Origin of the sequence: Nonomuraea rhodomycinica, from assembly GCF_013363995.1 — a bacterium.
Classification (GTDB): Bacteria; Actinomycetota; Actinomycetes; order Streptosporangiales; family Streptosporangiaceae; genus Nonomuraea; species Nonomuraea rhodomycinica.
This window is the reverse complement of sequence record NZ_JABWGO010000003.1, coordinates 546146-572472: the sequence shown is the minus strand read 5'-3', so window position 1 is coordinate 572472 and position 26327 is coordinate 546146. Positions and strand designations below refer to the sequence as shown.

Below are 26327 nucleotides of genomic sequence, written 5' to 3'. Positions count from 1 at the left end.
TATGTAAACTCGGTGGCGTGGACACGAGGGAACGACTGATCGAGAGCACGCGTGAGCTGCTGTGGGAGCGGGGCTACGTGGGCACCAGCCCGAAGGCGATCCAGGAGCGGTCCGGAGCCGGTCAGGGCAGCATGTACCACCACTTCCACGGCAAGCCCGACCTGGCGCTGGCCGCGATCGCGCGCAGCGCCGAGGAGACGCGGGGCAGGGCGGAGGCGGAGCTCGGCGGCCCGGGAAGCCCGGCCGGGCGGATCGCCGCCTACCTGCGGCGGGAGCGGGAGGCTTTGCGGGGCTGCCCGGTCGGCCGGCTCAGCCAGGACCCCGACGTGATGGCCGACCCCCGGCTGCGGGCGCCGGTCGAGGAGTACTTCACCTGGCTCACCGGCCGGCTCGCGGGCCTGCTGGACGAGGGGCGGGCGAGCGGCGAGCTCGATCCGGGGCTCGACCCCGCGGCGACGGCCGCCGCGCTGGTCGCGGTGGTGCAGGGCGGCTACGTGCTGGCCCGCGCCGCCGGCTCGGCCGAGGCGTACGCGCGCGCCGTGGACGGCGCCCTCGCCCTGCTCATGGCCCACGCCCGCCCCTCCGCGCGACCGGCGCACCCGCCCGTGCGGACGGCCCACCCGTCCGCGCGACCGGCCGGGCCATCCGCGCGACCGGCCGGGCCGTCCGCGCGGCCGCTTCGGAAGGAGGGCCGCTGACATGCCTCTCGTCCGCATCGACGCGCTCGGGGCCGACCCCGGCCGGCTCGACGCGCTCAGCCGCGCCGTGCACGAGGCCCTGGTCGAGACGATCGGCATCCCGGACGACGACCGGTTCCACATCCTCACCGGCCACGACGGCGCCCACGGCACCCTGCGCTACGGCGACTACCTGGGCATCCACCGGGACGAGGGCATCGTCTACGTCGGGATCACCATGCGCTCCGGCCGCACGCCCGCGCAGAAGCAGGCGATGTACCGGCGGATCGCCGAGCTCGCCCACGCCTACGCGGGCACCGAGCCGCGCAACGTGTTCGTCACCGTGACCGAGAACGAGCCGATCGACTGGTCGCTCGGCCACGGGGTCGCCCAGTACGTCACGCCTCCGGCGTAGCCGCCTCCCGGGGCCCCGCGCCGCCGGCCCGCTCGCGGCCGGCGGCCGTCCAGCCCTGTTCGAGCAGGTCGAAGACCACCGTCGCGGCCCTGCCCGGGTCGGCGTCCCGCTGGACGAGGTCGGCGGCTTCGAGCGCGAAGCGGGCCAGCGCGGCGCAGGCGAGGTCGCCGGCCGGCGCCCCGGTCTCCTCGGCGATGGCGCGCGCGAGGGCGCTCTCGTGACGCGTCCACATGCGCCGCGCGTACTCGCTCAGCGCCGGAGTGTCCTCCACCATGCGCGTGATGCGGGCGCCCCGCTCGTCCGCGACGACCTTGACCGCCCATTCCAGGACGTGCTCACGCAGAGCCGCCGGGATCGACCGGCCGGCGGGGCGCTCGCGCACCGCCGCGACGAGCGCGGCCTCGAGGTCGGCGTCGAGGTCGAAGACCAGGGCCTCCTTGCTGGGGAAGTGCTTGAACAGGGTGGTCACCGCCACGTCGGCGGCCTCGGCGACGTCCTTGACGCCGACGTTGTCGTAGCCGCGTTCGAGGAACAACCGCAGGGCGGCGTCGGCCAGCGCCTGACGGGTCTGCGCCTTCTTGCGTTCGCGACGTCCGAGGGGTTCGGTCACGGGCTCAGCCTACCGCCAAAGCGCAGTTACTTCGAAAGGCTAGTCACTACACTTTCGAAGTGGATATGGTTTCATCGTCGCGTGCCGGGCCTCCGGCGCGTTCCGAGACGAAGGGACCTTTGCGTCATGACCTCTCCCCGCATCGCCGTCGTCGGCGCCGGCATCGGCGGCCTCACCTGCGCCCGGACCCTCCAGCGGCACGGCCGGCAGGTCACCGTGTTCGAGCGCGAGACCTCCCCCCACGCCCGCCGGCAGGGCGGCATGCTGGACATGCACGTCGACACCGGACAGGCCGCGCTGCGCGCCGCGGGCCTGTTCGAGGAGTTCGGCGCCCTGGCCCGCCCCGAAGGACAGGAACTGCGCGGTCTGGATCCCTTCACCGGCGAGCAGATCTTCCACGAGCACCCCACCGGCGGGCCGGGCAACGCGCCCGAGATCGACCGCGGCCAGTTGCGCGGCCTGTTCCTCGAATCCCTCGCCCCCGGCACGGTCCGGTGGGGACGCCCGGCCGCCGGGGCCACCCCGACCGGCGACGGGACCGCCCGCCTGCGCTTCACCGACGGCACGACCGAGGAGTTCGACCTGGTCGTCGGCGCCGACGGCGCGTGGTCGAGGATCCGGCCCGCGCTCTCGGACGCCACGCCCGCCTACACGGGCGACACCATCGTCGAGACCTGCCTCGACGACGCCGACACCCGCCATCCCGCGTCGGCGCGCCTGGTCGGCAACGGCACCATGGCGGCCAAGTCCGGCCGCACCATGCTGTCGGCCCAGCGCAACAGCGGCGGCCACATCCGCGTGTACGCCGGCCTTGAGGGGCCCTACGACTGGCACGCCACCGCCGGCGTGGACCTCGACGACGACGCCGCCGTGCGCCACCACCTCCTCACGGTGTTCGACGGCTGGCATGACAGCCTGCTGGACCTCATCCGCGACTCCGACGGCGGCTTCGTCAACCGGCCCCTGCACGTGCTGCCCATCGGGCACGCCTGGGACCACGTCCCGGGCGTCACGCTGCTCGGCGACGCCGCCCACCTCATGCCCCCGGCCGGCATCGGCGCCAACCTCGCCATGCTCGACGGCGCCGACCTCGCCGAGGCCGTCGTCGTCCACGACGCCCTCGACGAGGCCGTGCGCGCCTACGAGAACCGGATGCTGCCCCGCGCCGCGGCGGCCGCCCAGGCCTGCGCCGACCTGACCGCCGGCATGGCCGCCGACATGGTCGTCAGCGCGAACGCGGCCCGGCGCTACCTCACCGAGCGCATCCAGGCCGCCCAGCCCGCCGGCTGAGCGGCCTGGCCGCCGCGCCGGTGGGCGGGCCGCGGCGGCGCCGGTCGGGCGGCCCTCAGGAGGTGGGGTTCTGGGTGAGCAGATGGGCCTTGAACCCCGCGCCGTACGTGCTGGTGGGGGTGCCGGCGTAGTCCTCGATGAGGACGTTGCCCTGGCCGCAGCCCCACGGGTTCCAGGTCCAGGCGGTGTAGCCGACGCCGTGCGCGTCGGCCCAGGCCATGACCTGGTCGATGTAGTCGTGGGCGCACGAGTTCTGGCCGATCTCGCCGGCGTGCACCGGCACCTGCGCGGCCACGGCCCCGACCTGGCTGTCCCAGCAGGAGACGCTGGAGCAGGAGTTGAAGTTGTAGGTGTGCCAGGCGGCCATGAGGTTGCCCGTCGGGTCGGTGGGCTTGTAGGTCAGCCACTGGCTCAGGTCGTTGGACCAGGCCAGCCCGCCGAGCATGATCACGTTGGTGGCGCCGGTGGCGCGCACCGCGTTGACCAGGGACTGCATGCCGGCCACCTGGTAGCCGATGCCGGTGCAGGTGCCGCCGTCGCGCCAGCAGGTCCAGCCGGCGGTGGCGTTCCAGTTGGCGGCGGCGTCCGGGTACGGCTCGTTGAACAGGTCGAAGACGACCGCGTTGTCGCCCTTGAAGGCGTTGGCCACGCCGGTCCAGAAGGTGGGCGCGTACTGGGCGTCGGGCATGGGCTTCTGGCAGGTCGCGGCGGTGTCGGAGCAGCCGGCGCCCTGGCCGGTGTACTGGCCGTGGTTCCAGTGCATCTCCACGATCGGGGTGATGCCGTTGGCGACGAGCAGCGCGACGTAGTCCTTGACGTTCTGCTGGTAGGCGGCGCCGCTGGGCGTGCCGGTGGTGCCGTTCCAGCACTCCTCGTTGAGCGGGATGCGTACGGCGTGGATGTTCCACGCCTTCATCGCGTCCACGGACGCCTGGTCCACGGGGCCGCCGTCCCACATGCCCTTGCCCTGCACGCAGGCGAACTCGCCGCTGGCCCGGTTGACGCCCAGCAGGCGGTACGTCGAGCCCATCGAGGTGACCAGGCGGTTGCCGGACACGCGCAGGGCGGGGGCGGCGCCGCCGGTGGGCGGCCCGTCGTTGTCGGCCTCGGTGGCGGTGACCGTGATCGGGGGCAGGCCGGAGGAGGCCACGACGATCGGCCTGCTGCCGTTGGTCCGGTCGCTGTCCTCGGCGGCGCCGAGGGTCACGCTCTGCGGGGTGTTCCAGTTGGCGGAGGTGAAGGTCAGGGAGGCACCGCCGGTCACGGTGATGTCGCCGTCGCCGGTGCCCGCGGTGCTGGTGACGGTCACGTTGCCGGACGGCTGCGCCTGCAGGCGGACGGTGAAGGCGCCGGTGTTGCCCTCGGGCACGCTGACGCCGGTAGCGGAGACGACCAGGGCCTGCTGCGTCCCGCCGCCGCCGTTCCCGGAGCAGGAGACGGCGGGAGCGGTGTTGGCGCCGCCGGTATAGGTGCCGTTGAAGCCGACGGTCCAGGTGGCGCCGGCGCCCTGGCGGGCGTTGTAGGACTCCGGCTTCACGGTGATGGCCGCGCCCGCCGGGGTGGGGACGGCGGGGGCCGGCACGCCGCCCCACATCTGGGTGATCACCTGGTTGTCCGGGAAGTCGAAGCCGAGGGTCCAGGTCGTCAGCGGGTCGCCGGTGTTGGTGACGGTGATGGTGGCGCCGAACGCGCTGCCGTTGTCCCAGCTCTTGGCGTACGTGGCCGTGCAGGAGACGGCGGCGCCGGCGGCGGCCGGGACGGCGGCGAGCCCGGTTCCGGCGAGCAGGGCGGCGGCCGCCGCCGTCAGGGCCCGGCGCCAGGTGGTGCGAAGGATGGACATGGGGGATCTCCGTGAGGAATCGGCCCCTCCGGTGGATGGGAGCGCTCCCGGACGATCTACCGCCCGGCACCGCCGCGCAACGCTCCCCCGCCCCGCCGCCGTGGCCACCCGCGCGGACCTCGAAGGGGAGGACGTACAGGAGTGAAACTTTCATCCGGGCGGGGACCCCGGGACGTCGTCACGCGCCGCCGGCGCCGAGCGCCTCCCCCAGGACCGCACGGTCGACGCCGGCGTCCGTGCCCACCTCTAGGCTGGGGGATCGTGACGACTGAACGATGGGCGCTGGGCGGCGATCTGGGCGTCGCCAGGATCGGCTACGGCGCGATGAAGCTGACCGGCTGGCCGCGGGGCGAGCGGCCCGGACGGGAGACGGCCCTGGCCGTCCTGCGCCGGGCCGTGGAGCTCGGGGTGAACCACATCGACACCTCGCACTACTACTCCCGCGACGGGGTGGCGGCCAACGAGCTGATCCGCGAGGCGTTGTCGCCGTACCCGGACGACCTGGTGATCGTCACCAAGGTGGGGGCGCTGGTCGAGGGCTCGGACCTGGCGCGGCCGGCGGAGGAGAAGACCGGCCTCACCCCCGACGGCCTGCGCCGCGGCGTCGAGGCGAACCTGCGCTCGCTCGGCGTGGACCGCCTCGACGTGGTCAACCTGCGGATGGGCGACCTCGACCGGGATCAGACCCCGCTGTCCGGGCCCCTGGAGACGTTGCTCGCGCTGCGCGAGGAGGGCCTGATCCGCCACCTCGGCGTCTCCAACGTCACCGCCGCCGAGTTCGAGCAGGCCCGGACGATCGCGCCGATCGCCTGCGTCCAGAACCTCTACAACCTGGCCCGGCGCGACGACGACCCGCTGGTCGACGCCTGCGCGCGGGCCGGGATCGCCTACGTCCCCTTCTTCCCGGTCGGCGGGTTCCAGCCGCTCACCGCCGCGCGGCTGGACGCCGTCGCCGCCCGCCACGGCGCGACCGTGCCGCAGGTGGCGCTGGCCTGGCTGCTGGCCCGCTCGCCGAACATCCTGCTCATCCCCGGCACCGGCTCCCTGGCGCACCTGGAGGAGAACGTGGCCGCGGGATCGCTGAAGCTGAGCGCGGAGGACCTCGCCGACCTGGGCTGAGGCAGGCCGCGGATCGCGCGGGGGAAGCCCGGGGTCAGACCACCTCGAACGTGCTCATCATGGCCATGTCCTCGTGCTCCAGGTTGTGGCAGTGCATCACGTAGCGGCCCCGGTAGCCGGTGAACCTGGTGACGATCTCCACGGTCTGCGCCTCCCGCAGCTCGACGGTGTCCTTCCACTCCGGCGGCCCCGCCGCCCGCTCGCCGGCCACCGAGAGCACCTGGAACGGCGACAGGTGCAGGTGGACGGGGTGCGCCACGTCGCTGGTCAGCCGCCAGATCTCGACCTGGCCGAGCTTGGGCCGGGCGTCGACGCGGCGGGCGTCGAACGGCTTGCCGTTGATCAGCCATCCGGTGTGGCCGCCCATGCTGCCGCTGCTGAACTCGAAGTCGCGGGTCACCGCCGCCCGCGCCGGGTCGAGGGTCTCCACGCGCGACAGCGCGGCGGGGATCGCCGAGTCGTCGCGGGCGTCGCGCTCGACGGTGAAGCGCATCACCCGCGCCTGCGGGCCCTCTCCGAGGAGGTTGCGCAGCTCGACGTGCTCGCCCACGCGGTGGGCGGCGAAGTCGACGACCACGTCCGCGCGCTCGCCCGGTGCGAGCCGCACCCGGTCCGCCGAGCGCGGCGCCGCCAGCAGGCCCCCGTCGCCGCCGATGCGCACCAGCCGCCCGGCGGGCGCCAGGGCGAGCTCGTAGACCCGCGCGTTGGAGGCGTTGAGCAGGCGGAACCGGTAGCGGGCCCGGTCGACGCCGAGCGAGGGCCACGGCGCGCCGTTGACGAGGATGACGTCGCCGAGCACGCCCCCCATGAACGCCTCCCGCGCGCCGGGCCCCTCGGCGGAGGCCGGGTAGGGCATGCTCCCGTCGGCGGCGAAGGACCGGTCGCAGATCATCAGCGGCACGTCGCGCTCGCCCGACGGCAGCGGCAGCGCCGCCTCCTCCTCGTCCTCCACCAGGAAGAACCCGGCCAGTCCCCGCCACACCTGCGGGCCGGTGTAGTCCATGCGGTGGTCGTGGTACCACAGCGTGGCCGCCCGCTGGTCCAGCGGGAAGGCGTAGTCGCGGTGCGTGCCCGGCCCCACCAGGTCGGTGGGGTAGCCGTCGGACTCGGGCGGCGTGTGGCCGCCGTGCAGGTGGGTGACGGTCGGCGCGCCGAGGGCGTTGGTGACGCGCACGACGGTCCTGCGTCCGGCGCGGGCCCGGATGGTCGGCCCGGGGAAGCGCCCGTCGTACCCCCACACCCGCGTGCGCAGGCCCGGCAGGATCTGCGCGTCGGCCTCCCGCTGCACCAGCTCGTAGTAGTCGGTGCTGGCGTCGCTCCTGGCCGGGCGGGCCGTCACGGGCAGGGGCAGCGGCACGCCGTACGGCTTGGGCAGCGGCGCGCGGCTGGGCAGGACCTGCGGCAGCGGGGTGCCGCTCAGCAGGGAGCAGCCCGGCGCGGCCAGCGCGGCGGCGGCGCCCAGGCCGAACAGACGCAGGGCTCGCCTTCTGGTCATCGTCATGCCGCGGCCGTCTGGACGCGGCGGGCCGGCCACACCTGCCCGAGCCGCTGCAGGCTCACGCCGAACATCAGGACGCCGACCGGCACGTGCAGGACCTTGACGTGGGCCACGCCCAGCGCCACCTGGGCCAGCGTCATCACCAGCATGGCGACGGCGGGCAGGATGGCGGCCCGGCGGCGGGTGACGATCGCGGCGACCAGGTGCGCCAGCACGGCGACCATCACGGCGATCGCCGTGGCGGCGTGCAGCCCCCGGCCGCCGGGCGAGGACAGCAGCATCCCGGCGGTGACCGCCTGGACCAGCAGGGCCAGGGTCTGCACCGCCATCGCGACACGCAGGAACATCGGGGTTTCTCCTCTGACGGGCCGTGAGCCGGGCGACGGCCTGGTGAACATGACTCTTGGCCCGACATCGTCGCCCGCGGCGGGGGGTGCGGGCGTCCGCCCACGGGAGGCATTCGCCTCTACCGCACCGGGCCCGTTCGGGAGGCTGCGCGTACGACGGGGGCAGTAGTGCGCGCTACACCTTCTCGCCGGAAGGCTCCGCCGCACGGTGGACCGAAACGATCACATCAGGACACGAGCGTCAAGCGCACCAGATCACGACAAAGGTGTCGTCAGGTGTGCGCAGGCCCCGTTTCCGCACCTCACGGGACGAGCAGGATGTGATCACACGTCACTCTTTGTAGTCATCCGGGGTGGATGGAGGGATCAGCCATGGGATGGGACCGTTTCGGAGTCATGGGGGTCATGGCGGTCACCGCGCTGGCGGGCGGGGTGACGGCGCGTCCGGCACTGGCCGGCACCTGCCCCGCGGCCACCACCTGCGACACCACGGTGCTGTTCACCGTGTCCGCGGACGAAGGCCTGGCGATCAGCGTCCCGGACGGGCCGGTCGGCATCGGCAGCGGCACGCCCGGCGACCAGATCAGCGGCCCCCTCGGCCCGGTCACCGTGTCCGACGATCGCGCCGCGCTGAACGCCACGTGGGTGGCGACCGTGTCCGGCACCAGCTTCACCACCGGCGGCGGCAGCGGCGCCGAGACGATCCCGGCCGGCGCGATCTCCTACTGGTCGGGGCTCGCGACGAGCACCACGGGCGCGGGCACCTTCGTGCCCGGGCAGCCGGACGCCGCCTCCGCCGAGCACCTCGACGCGCCGTACGCCGCCTTCCGCAAGATCAGCGGGGCCGGCGGCAACTCGTGCACCTGGAATCCCACCGTCGTGGTCGACATCCCGGACGGCGCGGTGTCCGGCACCTACAGGGGCACGATCAGTCACTCCGTCGCCTGAGGCCCGGCGTCACCCGCGTGGCGACGACGGTCAAGGCGGGGTGGGCCCCGAGCGCGCTCCCGGGGTGGGCAGCGGCCGGTCGTCGACCACGTGCTTCATCACCAGGGTCGAGTTCAGCCGCTGCACGCCCGGCAGCGCGGCCAGGACGTCGTCCTCCAGCTCCTGGTAGGCGGTCAGGTCGGCGGTGACGATCCGCAGCAGGTAGTCGGGGTCGCCGAACAGCCGCTGCGCCTGCACCACCTCCGGAACCCGCCCGACCGCCGCCTCGAAGCCCAGCAGGGTCTCGCGGTCCTCCTGGCGCATGGTCACGAACACCAGCGCCTGGAACGTCAGGCCGAGCGCGGCGGCGTCCACGACGGCCCGGTAGCCGCGGATCGTCCCGCTGCGCTCCAGCTCCCTCAGCCGCCGGTGACACGGCGACACGCTGAGGCCCACCCGCGCGGCCAGCTCCGTGACCGTCAGCCGGCCGTCCTCCTGGAGCAGCGCAAGGATTTTCCGGTCGATCGCGTCCATGGAGCAAATCCTTCCACGGAAGGTCCCGTACGGGGTCGAAGTTGGAAGCACCTCTCGGACTATCGGCACTATTCTTCTCGAACCAGCCGTTATCCGGGAGGTTCGTCCATGGCCGCCGGCTCCGTGCTCGCCTTCTGGGCCGTCTCCCTGCTGCTCATCGTCGTCCCCGGCGCCGACTGGGCGTTCACGATCGGCGCCGGGCTGCGCGGCCGGCCGGTGTACCCGGCGGTCGGCGGGCTCGTCGTCGGGTACGCCGCCATTACCGTCGTCGTCGCGACCGGCGTCGGCGCGCTGGTGGCGGGCGAACCCGCCCTGCTGACCGCCCTCACCCTGGCGGGCGGCCTCTACCTCATGGCCCACGGCGCCACGACCGCCGCCCGCCCGGCCGCCCCGTCGGACCCGGCGCCCGGGGCTGTCGGCGGCGGCGACCGCGCCGTCTTCCTGCGCGGCATCGGGGTCAGCGCCCTCAACCCCAAGGGGCTGCTCATCTTCCTTGCGCTGCTCCCGCAGTTCACCGACCGGCGCGGCGCCTGGCCGATCGCCGTGCAGATCGGCGTGCTGGGACTCGCCTTCGTGATCACCTGCGGGCTGTTCTACCTCGGCGTGGGCCGCCTGACGCGCGGCGTCCTGCACGGCCGGCCCGCCGCCGCCCGCCTCGTCGGCCGCCTGTCCGGGATCGCGATGATCGGGATCGGCGCCTGGCTCATCGCGGGCCACCTCCTCGGTCCCCGATGAGCGCCCGGGGCCGAACCCTTTGCTGGCGCGGCAGTACGGGCCGGAAGGCGCCTTCTGGTGCCCTCGCTGCTCGGCGTCAGTGGTCACCTGCTCACCCTGGCCCGGCGAGCCGGCTGACGAGCCCCTGCGCGACCTCGGGGAAGCGTCAGGCTTCGGCCGCCGTCTTGAGCATGCGCAGCAGGTCCTCGTGGCCCTGGCGGAGCTTGGCGCCGCTGTAGAAGAGCGTCAGCAGCGGACCCGACATGGACTCCTCGACGGTCACCCGGGTCCGCCCGTCCGCCGTCTCCTCCAGCAGCATCCGGTCGATGGCCTTGAAGCACCCCATCGCGACACCGGTCCAGGTGAGCTCCCGCTCCGGCTCGACCACGGCGAAGGTGGAGCGGATCGCCGATCCGCGAATGTTCCACCGGAAGGTCGCGTCCGGCTCGATCTCGCCGAGCTCGACGACGTGCGCGTCGGAGCGCCAGGCCGGCCAGTTCCGCATGTCGACGAGCAGGTTCCACACCTTGCCGGCGGGGGCGTCGACGACGATGGACGAGGAGGACTTCACGGGCGCGTCGTCGTCCAGCCGGCCCTTCTTGGCGTACTCCTCGTGCAGGCGCTCGATCGACGGGCCGGCGTACAGAACCTTCATGACACTCCTCCAGAGCGGCGTTCCCTTATGAGAGCAATGCTCTCGCACGGGTGCTGGGAAGTCAAGAGCGGTGCTCTCGAAAGAGAGAGGGGGATCCGGCGACCGGCGCGTTAGGGATGCCGTAAGAAAACCGTAAACGCGTTCCGGCAGGGTGGAGGCACGACGAAGCAGCACGACAGAGGGAGTGACAGATGGCCGGCAGGCTGGTGGTTTCGACGTTCGTGTCGCTGGACGGTGTCATGCAGGGCCCCGGCGGCCCCGGCGAGGACGACTCCAACGACTTCCCGCACGGCGGCTGGCTGCCCCCGCACGTGGACGAGGGGTTCGGCCGCATCATGGGCGAGCAGCTCGACCGCGCCGCGAGCATGCTGCTCGGCCGCCGCTCCTACGACATCCTGTCCTCGTACTGGCCCGGCGTGCCCGACGAGGAGGGCGGCGCCAAGATCAACGGCATGCCCAAGTACGTCACCACGAGGACGCCCATGGACGCCACGTGGAACAACACCCACGTCCTCGTGGGCGACGCCGCCCACACCGTCGCCGACCTCAAGCGCGACACCGACGGCGTGATCCTCGTCCAGGGCAGCAGCGACCTCATCCGCACCCTGCAGCGGGCCGAGCTGGTCGACGAGTACCGCCTGCTCGTCTTCCCCGTCGTCCTGGGCGAGGGCAAGCGGCTGTTCGCCGAGGGCACCGCCCCGGCCGGGCTGCGGCTGACCGGCTCGGCCACCACCGAAGCGGGCGTCGTCCACCTCACCTACGAGCGGGCCGGCAAGCCCCGCTACGGCTCCGTCGCCTGAGCCCGGCCGCCCAGCAGCTCCAGCGCCTCGGCGAGCCATCGCGGGTCCGGCAGCAGGCGCGACATCTCGTCGATCTCCCGCTCGGCCCAGGCGCGGTGCCGCGGCTCGGCCTCCGGGTCGAGTGCGACACCGGCCTGCAGGAGCAGGAAGTTCAGCCGGGACGCCACCAGCATCGAGAAGTCCGCCGGCCCGGTGATCCGCCCGGGCCCGCCCTCGCGCACGTACGCGTCGTACATGCGCCGCATCGCGCCGAGGTCCGGGCCCGAGCCGTCGCAGAACCAGTCGAACAGCGCCTGGGCCAGCTCGCGCGCCGGCGCGGCCGGCCCCAGGTTGTCCCAGTCCACGACCACCAGGCCGCCCCCGGGGCCGGCCAGCACGTTCTCCGGGTGCAGGTCGCGGTGGCACACGACCAGGGCGGCCGGATCGGCCGGCGTCACCGCCGCGGTCAGCTCCGGCAGCCAGGCCAGCCTCCGGGCCAGCCGCTCCGCCCACCGCGCGCCCGACGCCGCCGCCCGTTCCCATGCCTCCGGCGCGGGCACCCGGTCGTACCACGGGTGGGGCCGCCCGCCGCCCGCCTCGGCCGACGACGGCGGCGCGCACCGGTGCAGGCGCGCCAGTAACGCGCCCAGCTCGCCGGGCGTCGCCCGGCCCGCCGGATCCACCGGCCGCAGGTCCACCCACTCGTACAGCCGCAGCCAGCTCCCGCCGGGCGCCGGCAGCAGGTGGCGTCCGGCGCGGTCGGGAAGGCTCGCCGGCATCCGCACGCCCGCCTCCGCCGCGCGCCGCGTCAGGTCCAGCTCCGCCACGACCTGCGCCGCCGACGGCGGCTCGGCGAAGATCTCCTTCAGCGCGTAGCGCTCCGCGCCGGACTCGACCCGCCAGATCTGCCCCAGCGCGCCGCGCGGCCCCGCCGTCACCACGACGTCCTCGCCCCACCCGAACGCCTCCCGCGCCCGGGCGACCAGCTCCGGCGCCGCCTCCGGCCGGCCGGGCGCCGTCACTCGTTCTCCGCCGCCGCGCCCCGGCCCAGCTCCGCGAGGCGGGCCAGCGCCGGCAGCGCGCCCGCGATGGCCCGCCGCTGCTCGGGGGTGAGCCGGGCGACGAGCGGCAGCAGGTGCCGCGTACGGTCCTCGTGCCGCGCCCGGCCGATCCGCCGGCCCGCCTCGGTGATGTGCACGAGCACGGCGCGCCCGTCCCGCGGGTCGGGGCGGCGCTCCACGAGCCCGTCGCGCTCCAGGCGGGTGACGAGCTGCGTGACGGCCGGCTGGCTGATCTGCTCCGTCCTGGTCAGCTCGGTCAGCCGCATCGGCCCGTCGGCGGACGCGAGGGTGTCCAGCACCGACAGCGTCGTGAACGGCAGCTTCTCCAGCACCGGAAGCCGGATGTAGAAGCGGTTGAAGTTCTCGATCGCCGCGGTGAAGGCGTCCACGTCCAGGTCGTCGGTCACGGTGTCCTGCATACTCCAGAATCGTCCCCGCCTCCAGCGGTTTCGCCGGGGCGCACCAGCCCGCTCTCGTAGGCGAACACCACGGCCTGGACCCGGCTGGTCAGCCCCAGCTTCATCAGCACCCGCGACAGGTGTGTCTTGACCGTCGCCTCCCCGAGGTAGAGCCGGGCGGCGATCTGCGTGTTGGTCAGGCCCCCCGCCAGCAGCCGCAGCACGTCCGTCTCCCGGCCCGTCAGCGAGGCCAGCTCCGCCGTACGGTCCGGCCCGTCGCCCTCGCCGGGCCGGTGGGCGAACGCGGCGATGACGCGCAGCGTGACCGCCGGGTCGAGCAGCCCGCCCCCGGCCGCCACCGTCCTGACCGCCTCGACGAGCTGCTCCGGCGGCGACACCTTCAGCAGGAACCCGCTCACCCCGGCCCGCAGGGCGGCCGCCACGTGCTCGTCCTCGTCGAACGTGGTCAGCACCACCACCTTGCTGCCCGGATGCTCCGCCACCAGCCGGCGCGCCGCGGCCAGCCCGTCCATGCGCGGCATCCGCACGTCCATCAGCACCACGTCCGGGCGGGTACGGGCGACCAGGTCCAGCGCCTCCAGCCCGTCGGACGCCTCGCCGACCACCTCGATGTCCGGCTCCCCGCTCAGCACCATGCGCAGCCCGGCGCGGACCATCGCCTCGTCGTCGACCAGCACCACCGAGACCGTCATGCCGTCGTCCTCTCCCACGTCCTGGGCAGCGGGAAGCGGGCCCGCACGGCGAAGCCGCCGTCCGGCTCGGGGCCCGTCCGCAGCGTGCCCTGCACCATCGCCAGCCTCTCCCGCATGCCGACCAGGCCGTGGCCGCCGCCGGCCGCCCCGCCCGCGGGCCGGCCCGCCGGGGCGCTCCCGGACGCGGGGTCGTTGCGCACCTCCAGCAGCAGCGCCTGCCCCTCGCGGCCGAGCACGACGGTCGTGGGGGCGGCCCCGGCGTGCCGCAGCACGTTCGTCAGCGCCTCCTGCAGCACCCGGTACGCGGTCAGGTCCAGCACCGGGGGCAGCCGGGGCAGGTCCGCCGCGACGTCCAGCCGCACCGGCAGACCCGCGGCGCGCACGTCCCCGACCAGCTCCTCCACCCGCTCCAGCGACGGCACCGGCGCCGTCTCGCCGCCGTCCACGCGCTCGCGCAGGATGCCCACCAGGCCGCGCATCTCCTCCACCGTCTGCCGGCCCAGCCGCTCCAGCCCGGCCACGACCTCCTGCTCGGCCGGCCGGTCCGCCAGCAGCCGCCGCAGCCCGCCGAGCTGCAACGTCATCACGCTGACCGAGTGCGCCACCGCGTCGTGGACCTCGCGCGCGATGCGCGTGCGCTCCTGCGCGACGGCGGCCTGCGCGTTCGCCTCCCGCTCGGCGTCCAGCGCCGCCGCCAGCTCGGCCAGGCGCAGCGCCCGCTCGCCGCTGCGCCGCGCCAGCAGCCCCATCGACCAGCCCGGCAGCAGCACGGCCGGCACGAAGAACAGCTCCCACGCCGAGCCCCCGGCCGCGATCGACACGACGGTGAACGACACGGCCGCCACGCCCAGCGCGACGGCCGAGCGGCGCGGCGGCTCCCGCCGGCCCACCCACGCGACCACGCCGATCAGCCCGATCATGCCGGCCCCGCCCATGCCGGGGCCGTCGAAGACGACCACGCTCAGCGGCAGGCACACCGCCGCCGCGACCGCGCCCGCCAGCGGGGCCCAGGCCGCCAGCACCACACCGGCGGCCAGCAGCACCCCCGTCACCCAGGTGGCCGTCGCCGCCGCGCCGAACCCGTCGTCCAGCCGCGTCTCCAGCACCGCCAGCACCCCGATGACCGGCCCGAACACCAGCGGTATCAGGCGGGGGTCGGGCAGCCGTCTCGTCGTCATGGCCACCGATCGTAACCAGGGCCGCCGCCCGGCGGCTCCGCCGGACGGCGGACCCGGCCCGTCCCACGGGTCCGCCATGAGGGGGACCCCGCCTCGCCGCCGTCCGCCGGGACGGCGAGGGACGACGGTGCGAAACGGCGGACGCGCCGCGCGCCGCCCGGACGCGACAGTGGTCCACGTCAACGAGACGCCACCCCTCACCGGAGGTACGACATGACCGCCTTCTCCCCCGCCGCTGACGCCGCCGGCCCGCTGAACAGCTCCGTGAACGGCCCTCTGAACGGCCCCGCCGACGGTGTCGTGAACGGCCCCGCGAACAGCCGCGCCGCGAACGGCGCCGCCGTCGCGCCGGGCGACACCGGAAGGCCGGCCCGCGTGCTGCGGCGCGCGGCCGCCGGCGCCCTCGTCGCCGGGCCCGCGCTCATGCTGGCCGGGATGATGACCTGCCCGCCCCAGGTGTCGGACTCGGCGGCCGACTACATCACCTCGCTGGCCCGCGACACGTCCCTGACCGAGCTGTCGGCCATGCTGCTGCACTACGGCCTCGTCGCCGGGGCCCTCGGCGCCCTGGCCGTGCCCGGCCTGGTGCGCGGCCGCAAGGGCGCCTGGCCCACCCTGCTCGGCGCCCTGGCCACGGCGATCGGCCTGCTGAACGTCTCCGGCGCCGTGCGCGACGACTGGTGGCGGATGGTCACCGGGCGGCAGCTCCCGCTCGACGTGGCCGTCCGCATCTCCGACACGGTGGACGGCTCCGCCTTCATGCCGCTGTGGAGCGGCACCGAGCTGCTCGCCTTCCTCGGGCTGCTGGCGCTGTCGGCCGGGCTGGCGCGGGCGGGGGTCGTCGGCTGGTGGCTGAGCGCCGTCTACCTCGCCGCGTTCGCCGGGATGACGCTCATCCCCGTCCAGCTCACCTACGTGGTGGGCGCCGCGTTCAGTCTGCTGTTCCTGCCGCTGGCGGTCGCCGGCGTCCGGCTGTTCCAGCGCGAGCGCGCCGCCGCGTGATCTCGTCGCGGCCCGATCCGGGGTACTCTGCCGGGCGTGCGGCGAATGATCATCTCGCGGAGGGTGTGGCTCGCCCTCGCGGCGGCCGCGGTGGCGGCGGCGATCGTCCTGATCGTCCGTTCCCGCCGCCGCCCGGCGCTGCCCGCTCCGGTACGGCACGAGCACGCGGCCGCCCGGCCCGCGGGCCCCGCCGGCCCGCCCGTGGACCGGTGGCCGCCGGCCCCGGTCCTCGGCGCGCCCACCGCCGAGGACCTCGCCCGCTACGCCGCCGCCGGGCCGGCCAGGATCCCGGCGTTCCTCCAGGGCGGCCACGACCGCCCCGCCAGGCAGCCGCTGGACGAGGCCACCCGCCGCCGCCTGACCCGCTGGGGCGCCGTGGGCCTCGCGCTGTGCCTGGTCGCCGCCGGCGGCCAGGTCCTGGAGTCGGCGGTCTTCTCCAAGGAGCCGGCGACCTCCTGGGGCCCCTCCCAGGAGCGGCCATGCCTCACGGACCCGCCCGGCGCCGACTGCCTGTTCGCCGAGCTGCGTCGAGAAGGGACGGCGTCCGGCCCGGAACCCGTGGCGGTTCCCGACCCGGACTGTCACCCCCCGAGCCGCGCCGCCCTCCCCGCGCTCGCGCCGGACGCGAAGGTCACCCGGGCGGTCCACCGGCAGTGGCGGCGCATCGAGCGATGGCTGAGAACCCACGCCCCGAAGAGCCGCCGGACGCTGGCCGGGCCCGCCGAGCCCGCCGCCGTCGCGGCGGTCGAGGCCCGGATGGGCCGGCGCCTGCCCGACGACCTGCGCGCCTCGCTGCTGCGCCACGACGGGGCCGTCACCGCGGAGGACACCTGGGGTTTCGGCTTCCTCGGCAACACCAGCCTCAGCGTCCGGGAGATCCTCGACACCTGGCGCGGCCTCTGCGACGTCGACGACGAGGACTACGGCGGCGAGGAGTCGGACCCGCGCTCGGAATGGTGGGACGGGCGCATGCTCCCCGTCGGCGCCGACGGATCCGGCAACCACCTCGTCGTCGACTCCGTACGGCGCGACGTCGGTGACACCGACAACGAGGGCACCATGGACTTCACCCCCGGCGGTGTCCGCATCCGCTCCTACCACACCCTCCTCAAGGCCACCGCCGACGCCCTGGAGAAGGGCCGCGCCATCGGTTACTGGAAGCCCGAGGTGGTCGCCGGCGAGCTGGAATGGACGGTGCGCGCCCGGCGATAACGATTGGGCTGTGAAGAGAGCCCTCGATACGACGGCCTTACGCCCGGCGTGGAACGCTACATCCCTGCATCGACCGCGGATCGGATGGGGATCAGGTGACATCGGCTTTCCACCCGCCGGCGGGACGCCCGCGACCCGCACGGAGACCGCTCATGGCGGCGGCGGTCATGGCGGCGGTCATGGCGGCGGTCCTCGCCGTGGCGAGCTGCTCCCCCGGAGGCGGCACGGGCGTCCCCACCGGCGAGACGGCCCCGACCGGGCGGGCGTCCGGAGCCGCGCCGTCCGCGCCGAGGGCGATCGCCGAACCGCCGCCCGTGGACGCCGGCTGGCCGCGCTGGGGCTTCACCCACACCGGCGTCAGCGCCAACAACGTCAGCCCGGACTTCGAGCGGACGGTGGCCGGGACGCTGGCCCGCACGCCGATGCTGCAGAACCAGCACATCATGGGCTTCGGCGCGCTCAACCCCGAGCCGCGCCGCGGCGAGTTCTTCTGGGAGGACCTCGACAGCCGGGTCGGCCTCATGCGGGAGTCGGGCGCCACCCCGGTCATCACGCTGTGCTGCGCCCCCGACTGGATGAAGGGCGGCCCCGAGGGCCCGACCGAGGAGTCGGCCTGGAAGGAGCACCTGGAGGACGCGCCGTACCCCGAGCACTACGACGACTTCGCCCGGCTCGCCGCCGCCGTCGCCACCCGCTACGGCGACGTGAAGTACTTCATGGTGTGGAACGAGCTCAAGGGCTTCTGGAAGGACCACTCCAAGCCGGCCGACTTCAAGGGCTACACCGAGCTCTACAACAAGGTGTACGCGGCGGTGAAGGCGGCCCGGCCGGACGCCCAGGTCGGCGGGCCGTACATCGGGTTCGACAGCGACGAGGACGGCGCGTCGGAGCTGCGCGGCCCCTGGGGGGTGGTCAACCAGAACGCCCTGGACGCCTTCGACTACTGGTTCCAGCACAAGAAGGGGGCCGACTTCGTCGTCGTGGACGGCGCCTCCCCCACCGAGACCCACGAGCTGCGGCCGGACGAGTTCGGCGCGCTGGACAAGTTCGGCGCGGTCACCGCGTGGCTGCGGCAGCGCACCGGCGACATGCCCGTCTGGTGGTCGGAGTGGTACTTCGTGCCGGAGGACGGCACCACGTGGGAGGAGCCCAAGCGCCTGGCGGTGCAGGCCGTCTCGATGATGGAGCTCGCGCGCGCCGGCGCCGCCACCGCCCTGTACTGGAACCCGCAGGCCAAGGACGGCCCCTGCGTGGGCTGCATGTGGGCTCCCCGCACGGGCGAGCCGCAGCCCAGCGGGACGCTGGTCACCGAGTTCGCCCGCTGGTTCCCGGCCGGGGCGGAGCTGGAGGCGGTCGCCTCCTCCGATCCCCGCGTCCGCGTGCTGGCGCAGCCGCGCGAGCTGCTCATGGTCAACACGGCCGACGCGCCGGTCTCCGCGACCGTGGACGGCCGGCAGGTCATGCTCCAGCCGTACGAGATCAAGTGGAGCGGCCGCTGACGCCCCGGCGGCGCAACCGCACCGGCTACGCGCGGATCAGGCGCATGCCGTAGACGGCGATCCAGGCCACCCAGGCCAGCCAGCCGGCCAGGCCGACGAGGCCGAGCGGCCCCTCCCCCCTCATCACCGCGAACGCGAGGCAGGCCGAGGAGAACTGGAGCCCGGCCGCCACGAACCCCAGCGCCGCGTGCCAGCGGCGGATGAACCGCGCGCGGAGCCCGGCCACGGACAGCCCGAGGAGGGCGACGGCCAGGAACGTGCCGTTGAGCGTGAACATCGCGTCGTGCCACGCCCACAGGCCGGGGGTCGCGCCGGGGTCGGCCGGAGCCGTCCTGGCCAGCGCGAGGCGGGCCGCGATGATCCCGGCGAAGGTGACGTTCTGCAAGGCCAGGCCCGCGAAGCCGACCAGGGACCACGCCTCGCCCCGCTCCCGCTCGGACGGCCACAGCACGGACACCGCGCCCGCGCCGAACACGGTGGCCAGCGCCCACGCGAGCGGCGTGAGCGCGGACCCGGCGCCGACGACGTCGCCGTTGGCCGCGAAGAACGCGCTGACCTCGGCGTCTTCGGCGCCGGTGAGCGGCAGGCCGGCCGGGGCCATGATCAGGTTCGCGGTCACGATCGCGGCGGCGAAGCCCACCGCGGCGACGCCGCCGATCCGGGAGAAGCGCATGACGATGCCTCCAAGCTTCTTTACGCACTTTATATTCAATATAAGCATCGTAAAGGCTTAGGGTGCCAGTCATGAACGCAGAGGTGGGTCAGCGCCGTTACGACTCGCTCCGCCGTACGGCCCAGGCCCTGGAGACGCGCGCCGAGATCGCCCGCGCCGCGCGCCGGCTGTTCGTCGAGCGGGGGTGGGCCGCCACGACCGTCCGCGACGTGGCCCGCGAGGCCGGGGTCTCGGCGCCGACGGTGTACGCGGTGTACGGCAACAAGGCCGGGCTCACCCGGGCGCTGGCCGACGCCGCGGACCTGTCGGCCGACCCGGGACGGGAGCTCGCCGAGCTGGAGGCCGCGGGCGACGATCCCGCGCGGCAGCTCGCCGCGATGAGCGCCTTCGACCGGCGCCTGTACGAGCGCGCCGGGGACGTCATCATGCTGCTGCGCGAGGCCGGCCGCAGCGAGCCCGAGCTGGCGGCGGTCTACCGCGACGGCCGCGAGCGCGCCGACGGGATCCGCGCGGCGGTGTTCTCGGCGTGGCCCGCGGGAGTGCTGCGCCCGGGCCTGGACGTGCCGGCCGCCCTCGACGTCTACGCGGGCCTGTGCGGCATCGACGTGTACACGACGCTCACCGCGGAGCGCGGCTGGTCGCCCGACCGGGTGGAGCGGTGGTGGAGCGAGGCGCTGGTCCGTGAGCTACTGAGCTGAATGTGCGGGTACGGGACGGTTTCCCGGTTCCGCCCGGGGGAAACATCAAGATGTCGGGGTGCGTTCAGCGCCCCGGCCAGACCTGCGGCTGACTGAGGGAGCGTGCAGCGTGGCGGTCACCGGCATCATCTCCGCCCTCATCATCGGGCTCATCATCGGCGTGCTCGGACGGCTCGTCGTACCGGGACGCCAGAGCATCCCCGTCTGGCTCACCATCGTGATCGGCATCGTCGCGGCGCTCATCGGCACCGCCATCGCGGGCGCGCTGGGCGTCGCCTCGACCAAGGGGATCGACTGGATCGAACTGATCATCCAGGTCGTGCTCGCCGCCGCGGGCGTGGCCCTCGCCGCGGGGGTGTACGCCAAGCGCCACGTGTAGCCGCTCCGCTCGCGGCTCCGCGGCGTGTCACCGCGTTCAGGACCGTCAGGGGGCGGCGGCGTCCCGGACGGGCAGGATCACCGCGGACGGGTGCTCGGGGTCGTGGTGGACGGCCTGGTCGGCGGCCCGGAGGGTGGTGGCGGTGGCGTGCGGCTCGCCCGTGCCGGGGTTGCGGGCGTAGCGGGGGAAGGCGCCGCTGGAGACCTGCACCCGGATGCGGTGGCCACGCCGGAAGCGGTGGGCGGCCGGCCAGAGCCGGACGTCGGCCCGGGTGACCGTGTCCGCGCCCGGCAGGCTCGTCAGGCCGTCGCACACGTTGACCGAGCGACCGTCCGGGCCGACGTCGCAGAGCCGGACGAAGACGTCGGCGAAGGGCAGGCTGGAGCGGAACCAGATCTCGGCGCCGACCTCGCCGACCACCTCGACGTCCGCGCCGAGCACCCCGGTGGTGTAGGTGAGCACGTCCGCGCGGGCCTCCAGGGCGGTGTTGTCGACGCGGCCGCCGCCGGACATGCGCACGCCGCCGACCGCGGGCGTCGGGTCCGCCGGGTCGTAGCGGTACCGGTCGGGCTCCGACTCCGGCGGCGGCCCGGCGGACAGGCCGCCGTCCGGCTGGAGGTGGAGGCGCCGCTCGGGGTAGCCGGCCGGCGGCCAGGAGGAGAAGTCCCGCCACGCCTCCTCCCCCGTCACGTACAGCCGGACGGGCGCGCGTTCGGGCGGCTGCTCGCCGCGCGCGTGGGCGAGCCCGAACTCGACGGCCTCGATCACCGCCGTGTTCGTGAACGTCGCGTGCGTCCACGGCCCGACCGTCAGCCGGGCCGGCCTGCCCGCCTCCTGCAGGACGCGGAAGTCGCGGAGCTGGCCGGGCAGGAAGATGTCGTACCAGCCGGCGATCGAGCTGACCGGCACGCTCGTCGCGGCCACCCGGTGGCGGTGGTCGAGGCCGGTCCAGCGCGGGTCGCCGGCGGGGCGGGCGAGGATGTCCTGGAGGTAGGCCGAGCGCCGGCCGACGGCGACGACGTCGGCCCGGTTCAGCGGGAGCGTGGCCAGCGCGCGCCGCACCCTGCGCGCCTGGAACGGCCGGCGGAGCAGCGCGCCGCGGCGTTCCTGGACCGCGACGAGCGCGCCCCACTCGAACGGCGTCTCCAGCGACAGCCCGTCCTCGCGCAGGAACTCCAGCGTCAGAGCCGACTCGCTCACCTGCGGGATCATCGCCTTGACCTGCGGCGGCAGCCGGTCGGCCACCGCCCACTGGACGTAGCCCAGATAACTCATGCCGACCAGCACGGCGGCGCCGCCGAACCACGGCTGCGCGATCAGCCAGTCCAGCGTCGCCAGGCCGTCCTCGCGCTCCTGCCGCAGCGGGTCGAACTCGCCGCCGGAGCCGAAGCCGCCCCGGGTGCTCTGCACCAGCACCTGGTATCCGCGTTCGGCCAGCGGCCTGGCCAGGGCCTGGGCGAGCAGCCCGCGCCTGCCGTACGGGCAGCGGATGAGCGCGGTCGGCAGCGCCTCTCCCCCGGCGCGCGGCGCCCACCGGTCGGCCAGCAGCTCGACGCCGTCGCGCATCGGCACGCGCAGGTCCCGCCGGACGACGAGGTCGCGGGTCAGCGGCGGGGGAAGCTCCAGCTTGCGCTCGATGAGGCGGCTGATCAGGTTCACGGGTGCCGCTCCTTGTCGTGGTCTCTCCTGACGGACCTGCGCCCCCATGTCGATATTGGCCGTCCTTCAACAAGAAGATCAAGCGTCGCGAGCACGCGAGAGCGGCATGCGAGCTGTCATCGAGACGGCGACACCAGACCGGCGTCGTAGGCGGCGATGACGAGCTGGACCCGGTCGCGGGCGCCCAGTTTGGCCAGCAGGCTCGCCACGTGCGCCTTGGCGGTGCCGGGGCTGATGTGCAGGCTCGCCGCGATCTCGGCGTTGGACAGGCCGCGGCCGACGAGAGTCAGCACCTCGCGCTCCCGCTCGGTGACAGCGGTGAGCTCGCGCGGGCGCTGGACGGCGGCGGCGGGGCGGGCCGCGAACTCCTCGATGAGGCGGCGGGTGACGCCGGGCGCGATGAGCGCGTCCCCGGCGGCGACCACGCGCACGGCGGTCAGGATGTCGTCCAGCGCCATGTCCTTGACGAGAAACCCGCTGGCCCCGGCTCGCAGCGCGGCGTAGACGTTGTCGTCGTCGTCGAAGGTGGTGAGGATGACGACCCGCGTCCCGGGCAGGCCCGAGGTGATCATCTGGGTGGCCTCGATGCCGTCCATGCCGGGCATGCGGATGTCCATCAGCACCACGTCGGGGCGCAGCTCCCTCGCCAGCCGTACGGCCTGGGCACCGGTGCCGGCCTCCCCCACCACGTGAGCCTCCGCCGTGCCGTCGATGACCGTGCGCAGACCGGCGCGGACGAGCGGCTGGTCGTCCGCGAGCACGACCCGGACCGCCGCCTCCGGCTCCGCCGCCTCCTCTCGAATCGCCATCTCAGCCCGCATCTCCCCCGGCGGCAGGCTCCTCGGGGCGCGCCGGTCTCTCCGGACCGGTCATGCGGTGCGCTCCCGGGATCAGCAGCAGTGCGGGCTCTCGTCCGGGTGATGGGTGGCGGCACGGGGAGGGCGTCGGCCGTACGTCCGCGCGTTGCGGCAGAGGGGCGCGGTTCGGGTCCTGGGGCACGCGGTCGATCGTAGCCATCGCCCGCCGGCCGGGCATCGGCCCGGGGGCGTACGCCCCCGGGCGGACTCCACAACGCACATGGCGCGCGCTCTTCGGCCGGCAGCCGGGGACCACGGCGGCATACGAGCCGAGCCCGTGGCACGGAGGTGCGGCGGCTCACCAGCCGTAGACCACGACACGAAGGACCCCCGCGGCGCTCCACGACCTCGGACGCCTGGCCGGTGGTCAGCCCGTGTGGTCGGCGGCCCAGGCGTCGAGGCCCTCCTCGGTGAGTACGCGGTCGAGGGCGATGGCCGCCGCACCGTGCAGGGCGCCGTCGTCGCCGAGCGTGGCGGCCACCACGGGCGGCGGATCCGCGCGGCGGAAGCGCATCAGCCCGTCGGTCAGCGCCGCGGCGAACTCCTCGGCGGCCGCGGCGCGCAGCGGCTCGGCGAAGCCGCCGAGCGTGACGATGCCGGGATCCAGCGCGTTGATCAGCCCGGCGATCCCGCGTCCGAACCCGCTCGCCGTGCGCCCGACGGCCGACCGTACCGCCGCGTCACCCTCCGCCCTGGCCAAGGCGGCCTGGGCGTAGCTGCGCGGGTCCCGGGGAGGTGGCTCGCCCAGGTGCCGGGCGATGGCGCGGCCGTCCACGGCCAGGTCCCAGCAGCCCAGGGCCCCGCAGGGACAGCGCAGCGCGGGGTCGCCGAGCGGGAGGTGCCCGAACTCGCCCCCGGCTCCGGTCGCCCCCTCGATCGGCAGGCCGTCCACGACCAGGGTGCCGCCCACGCCGACCTCGATCGTGACGTGCAGCGCCGTACCGGCCCCGGCGGCGGCGCCGTACCGGGCCTCGGCCGCGCCGGCCAGCGTCGCGTCGTTGCCCACGAGCAACGGCAGGCCGGGAGCCGGAGCCAGCCCGGTGAGGTCCACCGCGTCCCAGCCCAGGGTGGCGGACTGCACGACAGCGCCGTGCCGTACGGTCGCGGCCACCGCCACCGCCACGGCCCGCACGCGCCCGCCGAACCGGTCGTGGACGCGGCGCACCGCCTCGCCGACCGCGGCGACCACCTTGGCCGGGTGCCGGCTCCCGTGCCTGCCCTCCTCGCTGACGCGCGGCCGGCCGTCGATCTCCGCGACGGCGCACCGCCAGTCCTCCTGGCGGAGGTCCACGGCGATGACCACCGGGCCCCGGGGATGCGGGTGGAGCACGGTGGTGGGACGTCCCCGTCCGGTGGCGGCGGCCGGGGTCTCGGAGAGCAGCGCGAGCTCGCGCAGCCGGGCGGTGATCTCGGTGGCCGACCCGGTGGACAGCGCGAGCCGCCGGGCCACGTCCGCCCTGGTGACGCCGGGGCGGCGGCGCATCTCGTCCAGGACGGCGAGGGCGCCGCGCCAGCGGGCGTCGCGGGCGCGTACGGACCTGGCACGGCCCGTGGGGCTTGCCATGGGTATGGTCGCCTCCTTTATGCTCGTGAGACGAGTTTAATGGGAGGAGCCCCCCTGTGCGGCGACAACGGCTGAATCTCGACCCGCTCCCCGCGATTTTTCCCGATGTAACGGCCTCAGGCCGTCTCCGCTCGCGCTGCGGCGCGCCGCGACGCGCTGTCTGCCTGTGGGCCCGATGAGCCGCCGCCGCGCCGATGACCAGCCGGGCGCCGGTCAGGAACGCACGACGACGCCGGACGATCGGCTTCCGGCCCGCGCGCCCCGCCCGGAGGCGACGTGTCGCGCCGTAGCGGGCTCCGAGGGGTTTCGGGAGGCGTCAGATCACGGCGCGGCCCGCCGGGGGGTGGAAGAGGCAGACGTGCCTCAGGTCGAAACCCAGGTCGCAGCGGGAGGAGAGGCGGTCAAGAAGGAGGAGCGCGCGGCGGCGGGAGAGGGTGAGGCGGTCCGAGCGCAGGGGAGGCACGAGCCGGGGGCGGGAGAGAAGGCAAGGAGCTCGGCGGATCCGGGGGCGGGAGAGATGGAAAGGAGCCGGGCGGAGCCGGGGGCCGGTTCGGGAGGGCGGCGGGTGGCCAGGCAGGTCGCGTTCGCGCAGGTGGCGCTCGGGTTCATGGTCAACAGTCTCGGCGCGTGCCTGGTGCTGCTGGCTCGCGACCTGGGCGCCCCGGCGGGCGAGCTGGCGTGGCTGGCGTCGTCGTTCGGCGCCGGTCTGCTGGTCGTGGGCGCCGTGGGACGCTGGGCGCTCGGGTACGGGCCCCGGCGGGCGATGCTGGGATCGGCCCTGGTCGCCGCCGCCGGGGCGGCGCTGCTCGCCACCGCGCCCGTCGCCCCGCCCGCGGCTGCGGGGGCGCTCCTGCTCGGTCTCGGCGCGGCCGGGCTGGTCCTCGTGATCCCTGCCTTGCTCCGCGGGCCGGACGCGGCGGCGCGGCTGACCCGGGCCAACGCCGCCGGCAGCGTCAGTGCCCTGCTCGGCCCGCTCGCCATCGGCGCCCTCGACACGCCCGCGGTGAACGGGCGGCTCGCGCTCCTGCTCGCCGTTCCGCCCCTGCTGCTCCTCGCGGCCGACACCCTCAGAGCCGTATCGGCGGAGGAGGACCTCAACGGCGCGCCAACGGCGGAAGACCTCAGCGACGTACCAGCGACGGAGGGCCCCAGCGGCGCCCCAACAGCGAAACACCTCAGCGGCGCGCCAACAGCGGAAGAGCTCTGCGGGGCGTCGGCGGCTGGAGGTGCCAGCGGCACGTGGGTGGTCCAGGGGGCGCCGGCTCAGGGCGCCGCTGACAGGCGGCCCGCGGATCACCCTGAGGGCGCTCATGGGTCTGTCGCTCGTCACCGGTCCGGTTCGCCTCGTCGATCGGCCGCCCAAGGCGGTGAACGTGAGAGCGGCCGGGGTGCGGCCTCGTGGCGATGGCGGGTCGCCGGGAGGTGGGGAGCCATCGTGGTGGGCGTGTCCATGGAGTTCTGCTTCACGATCTGGGCCACCGCCCGGCTCCAGGCCGCCGGGCTGACCGCGGGCGCAGCCGCGGCGACGGCCACCGCGTTCCTGGTCGGGATGGCGGCCGGTCGGCTGGTGGCGCCGCGGCTGATCGCCCGCCGGCTGCCGGTCGTCCCGCTCGGGTGCGGCCTCGCGGCGGCCGGGACGCTCGCCGTGGCCCTCGCCGACGCGCCGCTGCCGGTCGCCGCGGGGCTCGTGGTGGCCGGGGTGGGCATCGCGCCGTTCTATCCGGTGACGCTCGCCCGGCTGGTGCAGGTGCCGGGGCTCGCGGCGGCGAGTTCGGCGGCGTACGGCGCACTCGCCTCCGGCACCGCGATCCTGGCCGCCCCGGCGGTGCTCGCCTCGGTGGGCGGCGCGCTCGACCTGCGGACGGCGTACCTGGTCACGGTGCTGCCCCTGGCGGCCGTGCTGGCCGCCGCCACCCTTCCCGCCTGGATCCGCCGCCGGCGCGACGCCAGGTGAGCCCCGCCCCGCCGTGAACCCCCGCCCGGAAGGATCCGTGGAGAGGGACAGGACCGCCCGTGGGGGAAGGGGGTC

The 26327-nt window shown here is 74.8% G+C and carries 27 protein-coding genes; 13 read left to right on the top strand and 14 right to left on the bottom strand.

The genetic code is table 11. The features are described from left to right. Positions 1–17: 17 nt before the first annotated feature. Together HT134_RS18465 and HT134_RS18460 are read left to right on the top strand one after the other, a co-directional pair. On the top strand, positions 18–698 hold the full coding sequence (locus HT134_RS18465) for a TetR/AcrR family transcriptional regulator (protein ID WP_175601599.1): 681 nt from the start codon (positions 18–20) through the stop codon (positions 696–698). 1 nt (position 699) lies between these two features. Further along, complete coding sequence (locus tag HT134_RS18460; protein ID WP_175601598.1) at positions 700–1092, top strand: tautomerase family protein; 393 nt, start codon at positions 700–702, stop codon at positions 1090–1092. On the opposite strand, the gene HT134_RS18455 is transcribed toward HT134_RS18460, so the two are convergent. Further along, positions 1076–1702 (bottom strand): TetR/AcrR family transcriptional regulator, encoded by a 627-nt coding sequence (locus HT134_RS18455; protein ID WP_175601597.1) that lies wholly within the window; start codon positions 1700–1702, stop codon positions 1076–1078. The genes HT134_RS18460 and HT134_RS18455 overlap by 17 nt on opposite strands. Positions 1703–1828: 126 nt before the next feature. Here HT134_RS18455 and HT134_RS18450 point away from each other — a divergent pair, with 126 nt between their 5' ends. Further along, the gene (locus HT134_RS18450; RefSeq protein ID WP_175601596.1) at positions 1829–2992 is read left to right on the top strand and encodes an FAD-dependent oxidoreductase; all 1164 of its coding nucleotides are present in this window, start codon (positions 1829–1831) and stop codon (positions 2990–2992) included. 55 nt (positions 2993–3047) lie between these two features. On the opposite strand, the gene HT134_RS18445 is transcribed toward HT134_RS18450, so the two are convergent. After that, complete coding sequence (locus tag HT134_RS18445) at positions 3048–4832, bottom strand: cellulase family glycosylhydrolase (RefSeq protein ID WP_217707990.1); 1785 nt, start codon at positions 4830–4832, stop codon at positions 3048–3050. 261 nt (positions 4833–5093) lie between these two features. Here HT134_RS18445 and HT134_RS18440 point away from each other — a divergent pair, with 261 nt between their 5' ends. Then, complete coding sequence (locus HT134_RS18440) at positions 5094–5951, top strand: oxidoreductase (RefSeq protein WP_312888209.1); 858 nt, start codon at positions 5094–5096, stop codon at positions 5949–5951. Between the two features lie 34 nt (positions 5952–5985). On the opposite strand, the gene HT134_RS18435 is transcribed toward HT134_RS18440, so the two are convergent. Then, positions 5986–7452, bottom strand: a complete 1467-nt coding sequence (locus HT134_RS18435; protein ID WP_175601595.1) for a multicopper oxidase family protein — start codon at positions 7450–7452, stop codon at positions 5986–5988. Next, positions 7449–7796: a hypothetical protein gene (locus tag HT134_RS18430; protein ID WP_175601594.1), complete on the bottom strand. Its 348-nt coding sequence runs from the start codon at positions 7794–7796 to the stop codon at positions 7449–7451. Before HT134_RS18430 ends, HT134_RS18435 begins: the two co-directional genes overlap by 4 nt. Positions 7797–8168: 372 nt before the next feature. On the opposite strand from HT134_RS18430, the gene HT134_RS18425 reads away from it, so the two are divergent. Then, positions 8169–8744 (top strand): hypothetical protein, encoded by a 576-nt coding sequence (locus HT134_RS18425; RefSeq protein WP_246364515.1) that lies wholly within the window; start codon positions 8169–8171, stop codon positions 8742–8744. 30 nt (positions 8745–8774) lie between these two features. Here the strand turns inward: HT134_RS18425 and HT134_RS18420 are convergent, their stop codons facing one another. Then, positions 8775–9257, bottom strand: a complete 483-nt coding sequence (locus HT134_RS18420; RefSeq protein WP_175601593.1) for an Lrp/AsnC family transcriptional regulator — start codon at positions 9255–9257, stop codon at positions 8775–8777. A gap of 108 nt (positions 9258–9365) precedes the next feature. Between HT134_RS18420 and HT134_RS18415 the strand changes: the two genes are divergently transcribed. Then, complete coding sequence (locus HT134_RS18415; RefSeq protein ID WP_175601592.1) at positions 9366–9992, top strand: LysE family translocator; 627 nt, start codon at positions 9366–9368, stop codon at positions 9990–9992. Between the two features lie 145 nt (positions 9993–10137). On the opposite strand, the gene HT134_RS18410 is transcribed toward HT134_RS18415, so the two are convergent. Then, the gene (locus HT134_RS18410; protein WP_175601591.1) at positions 10138–10626 is read right to left on the bottom strand and encodes an SRPBCC family protein; all 489 of its coding nucleotides are present in this window, start codon (positions 10624–10626) and stop codon (positions 10138–10140) included. A 191-nt stretch (positions 10627–10817) separates the two neighbouring features. On the opposite strand from HT134_RS18410, the gene HT134_RS18405 reads away from it, so the two are divergent. Continuing rightward, a complete protein-coding gene (locus HT134_RS18405; RefSeq protein WP_175601590.1) occupies positions 10818–11426 on the top strand; it encodes a dihydrofolate reductase family protein in 609 nt (202 codons plus the stop codon). Here HT134_RS18405 and HT134_RS18400 read toward each other — a convergent pair. The 4 genes from HT134_RS18400 to HT134_RS18385 are packed head-to-tail and all read right to left on the bottom strand — an operon-like array spanning position 11408 to position 14755. Further along, positions 11408–12427 carry a phosphotransferase enzyme family protein gene (locus HT134_RS18400; protein WP_175601589.1) on the bottom strand — a complete coding sequence of 340 codons (1020 nt, stop codon included), beginning with the start codon at positions 12425–12427 and terminating at the stop codon, positions 11408–11410. The two genes, HT134_RS18405 and HT134_RS18400, sit on opposite strands and share 19 nt — an antisense overlap. Further along, the gene (locus tag HT134_RS18395) at positions 12424–12885 is read right to left on the bottom strand and encodes a MarR family winged helix-turn-helix transcriptional regulator (RefSeq protein ID WP_175601588.1); all 462 of its coding nucleotides are present in this window, start codon (positions 12883–12885) and stop codon (positions 12424–12426) included. The genes HT134_RS18400 and HT134_RS18395 overlap by 4 nt, the downstream gene beginning before the upstream one ends. Continuing rightward, positions 12870–13577, bottom strand: coding sequence for a response regulator (locus tag HT134_RS18390; protein ID WP_175601587.1), 708 nt, complete (start codon positions 13575–13577; stop codon positions 12870–12872). The genes HT134_RS18395 and HT134_RS18390 overlap by 16 nt, the downstream gene beginning before the upstream one ends. Continuing rightward, positions 13574–14755: a sensor histidine kinase gene (locus HT134_RS18385; protein WP_175601586.1), complete on the bottom strand. Its 1182-nt coding sequence runs from the start codon at positions 14753–14755 to the stop codon at positions 13574–13576. The genes HT134_RS18390 and HT134_RS18385 overlap by 4 nt, the downstream gene beginning before the upstream one ends. A gap of 213 nt (positions 14756–14968) precedes the next feature. Between HT134_RS18385 and HT134_RS18380 the strand changes: the two genes are divergently transcribed. The 3 genes from HT134_RS18380 (at position 14969) to HT134_RS18370 (ending at position 18468) form a co-directional block, all read left to right on the top strand. Continuing rightward, positions 14969–15757: a hypothetical protein gene (locus HT134_RS18380; RefSeq protein WP_175601585.1), complete on the top strand. Its 789-nt coding sequence runs from the start codon at positions 14969–14971 to the stop codon at positions 15755–15757. A gap of 45 nt (positions 15758–15802) precedes the next feature. Continuing rightward, a complete protein-coding gene (locus HT134_RS18375) occupies positions 15803–16969 on the top strand; it encodes an SMI1/KNR4 family protein (protein ID WP_246364613.1) in 1167 nt (388 codons plus the stop codon). Positions 16970–17121: 152 nt separating this feature from the next. Further along, positions 17122–18468, top strand: coding sequence for a GH39 family glycosyl hydrolase (locus HT134_RS18370; RefSeq protein WP_175601583.1), 1347 nt, complete (start codon positions 17122–17124; stop codon positions 18466–18468). A gap of 25 nt (positions 18469–18493) precedes the next feature. On the opposite strand, the gene HT134_RS18365 is transcribed toward HT134_RS18370, so the two are convergent. Beyond that, positions 18494–19141 (bottom strand): hypothetical protein, encoded by a 648-nt coding sequence (locus HT134_RS18365; protein ID WP_246364514.1) that lies wholly within the window; start codon positions 19139–19141, stop codon positions 18494–18496. A 71-nt stretch (positions 19142–19212) separates the two neighbouring features. Here HT134_RS18365 and HT134_RS18360 point away from each other — a divergent pair, with 71 nt between their 5' ends. Further along, positions 19213–19839, top strand: coding sequence for a TetR/AcrR family transcriptional regulator (locus HT134_RS18360; protein WP_175601582.1), 627 nt, complete (start codon positions 19213–19215; stop codon positions 19837–19839). Positions 19840–19948: 109 nt separating this feature from the next. Next, positions 19949–20218 (top strand): GlsB/YeaQ/YmgE family stress response membrane protein, encoded by a 270-nt coding sequence (locus HT134_RS18355; protein ID WP_175601581.1) that lies wholly within the window; start codon positions 19949–19951, stop codon positions 20216–20218. A gap of 45 nt (positions 20219–20263) precedes the next feature. Here the strand turns inward: HT134_RS18355 and HT134_RS18350 are convergent, their stop codons facing one another. From HT134_RS18350 to HT134_RS18340, 3 genes are all read right to left on the bottom strand, one after another. Further along, positions 20264–21877: a CocE/NonD family hydrolase gene (locus tag HT134_RS18350; protein ID WP_175601580.1), complete on the bottom strand. Its 1614-nt coding sequence runs from the start codon at positions 21875–21877 to the stop codon at positions 20264–20266. 116 nt (positions 21878–21993) lie between these two features. Beyond that, positions 21994–22686 (bottom strand): response regulator, encoded by a 693-nt coding sequence (locus HT134_RS18345; protein WP_175601579.1) that lies wholly within the window; start codon positions 22684–22686, stop codon positions 21994–21996. A gap of 415 nt (positions 22687–23101) precedes the next feature. After that, complete coding sequence (locus HT134_RS18340) at positions 23102–24298, bottom strand: ROK family transcriptional regulator (protein ID WP_175601578.1); 1197 nt, start codon at positions 24296–24298, stop codon at positions 23102–23104. 565 nt (positions 24299–24863) lie between these two features. Between HT134_RS18340 and HT134_RS18335 the strand changes: the two genes are divergently transcribed. Further along, the gene (locus HT134_RS18335) at positions 24864–26252 is read left to right on the top strand and encodes an MFS transporter (protein ID WP_175601577.1); all 1389 of its coding nucleotides are present in this window, start codon (positions 24864–24866) and stop codon (positions 26250–26252) included. Positions 26253–26327 lie beyond the last annotated feature (75 nt).

What these genes read in the sequence shown, in the direction of transcription:
- HT134_RS18460 (WP_175601598.1), top strand. Translation starts at nt 700, where the DNA reads ATGCCTCTCGTCCGCATCGACGCGCTCGGGGCCGACCCCGGCCGGCTC.
- HT134_RS18450 (WP_175601596.1), top strand. Translation starts at nt 1,829, where the DNA reads ATGACCTCTCCCCGCATCGCCGTCGTCGGCGCCGGCATCGGCGGCCTC.
- HT134_RS18445 (WP_217707990.1), bottom strand. Translation starts at nt 4,832, where the DNA reads ATGTCCATCCTTCGCACCACCTGGCGCCGGGCCCTGACGGCGGCGGCC.
- HT134_RS18435 (WP_175601595.1), bottom strand. Translation starts at nt 7,452, where the DNA reads ATGACGATGACCAGAAGGCGAGCCCTGCGTCTGTTCGGCCTGGGCGCC.
- HT134_RS18430 (WP_175601594.1), bottom strand. Translation starts at nt 7,796, where the DNA reads ATGTTCCTGCGTGTCGCGATGGCGGTGCAGACCCTGGCCCTGCTGGTC.
- HT134_RS18425 (WP_246364515.1), top strand. Translation starts at nt 8,169, where the DNA reads ATGGGATGGGACCGTTTCGGAGTCATGGGGGTCATGGCGGTCACCGCG.
- HT134_RS18420 (WP_175601593.1), bottom strand. Translation starts at nt 9,257, where the DNA reads ATGGACGCGATCGACCGGAAAATCCTTGCGCTGCTCCAGGAGGACGGC.
- HT134_RS18415 (WP_175601592.1), top strand. Translation starts at nt 9,366, where the DNA reads ATGGCCGCCGGCTCCGTGCTCGCCTTCTGGGCCGTCTCCCTGCTGCTC.
- HT134_RS18410 (WP_175601591.1), bottom strand. Translation starts at nt 10,626, where the DNA reads ATGAAGGTTCTGTACGCCGGCCCGTCGATCGAGCGCCTGCACGAGGAG.
- HT134_RS18405 (WP_175601590.1), top strand. Translation starts at nt 10,818, where the DNA reads ATGGCCGGCAGGCTGGTGGTTTCGACGTTCGTGTCGCTGGACGGTGTC.
- HT134_RS18395 (WP_175601588.1), bottom strand. Translation starts at nt 12,885, where the DNA reads ATGCAGGACACCGTGACCGACGACCTGGACGTGGACGCCTTCACCGCG.
- HT134_RS18390 (WP_175601587.1), bottom strand. Translation starts at nt 13,577, where the DNA reads ATGACGGTCTCGGTGGTGCTGGTCGACGACGAGGCGATGGTCCGCGCC.
- HT134_RS18385 (WP_175601586.1), bottom strand. Translation starts at nt 14,755, where the DNA reads ATGACGACGAGACGGCTGCCCGACCCCCGCCTGATACCGCTGGTGTTC.
- HT134_RS18380 (WP_175601585.1), top strand. Translation starts at nt 14,969, where the DNA reads ATGACCGCCTTCTCCCCCGCCGCTGACGCCGCCGGCCCGCTGAACAGC.
- HT134_RS18375 (WP_246364613.1), top strand. Translation starts at nt 15,803, where the DNA reads ATGATCATCTCGCGGAGGGTGTGGCTCGCCCTCGCGGCGGCCGCGGTG.
- HT134_RS18370 (WP_175601583.1), top strand. Translation starts at nt 17,122, where the DNA reads ATGGCGGCGGCGGTCATGGCGGCGGTCATGGCGGCGGTCCTCGCCGTG.
- HT134_RS18365 (WP_246364514.1), bottom strand. Translation starts at nt 19,141, where the DNA reads ATGCGCTTCTCCCGGATCGGCGGCGTCGCCGCGGTGGGCTTCGCCGCC.
- HT134_RS18360 (WP_175601582.1), top strand. Translation starts at nt 19,213, where the DNA reads ATGAACGCAGAGGTGGGTCAGCGCCGTTACGACTCGCTCCGCCGTACG.
- HT134_RS18345 (WP_175601579.1), bottom strand. Translation starts at nt 22,686, where the DNA reads ATGGCGATTCGAGAGGAGGCGGCGGAGCCGGAGGCGGCGGTCCGGGTC.
- HT134_RS18340 (WP_175601578.1), bottom strand. Translation starts at nt 24,298, where the DNA reads ATGGCAAGCCCCACGGGCCGTGCCAGGTCCGTACGCGCCCGCGACGCC.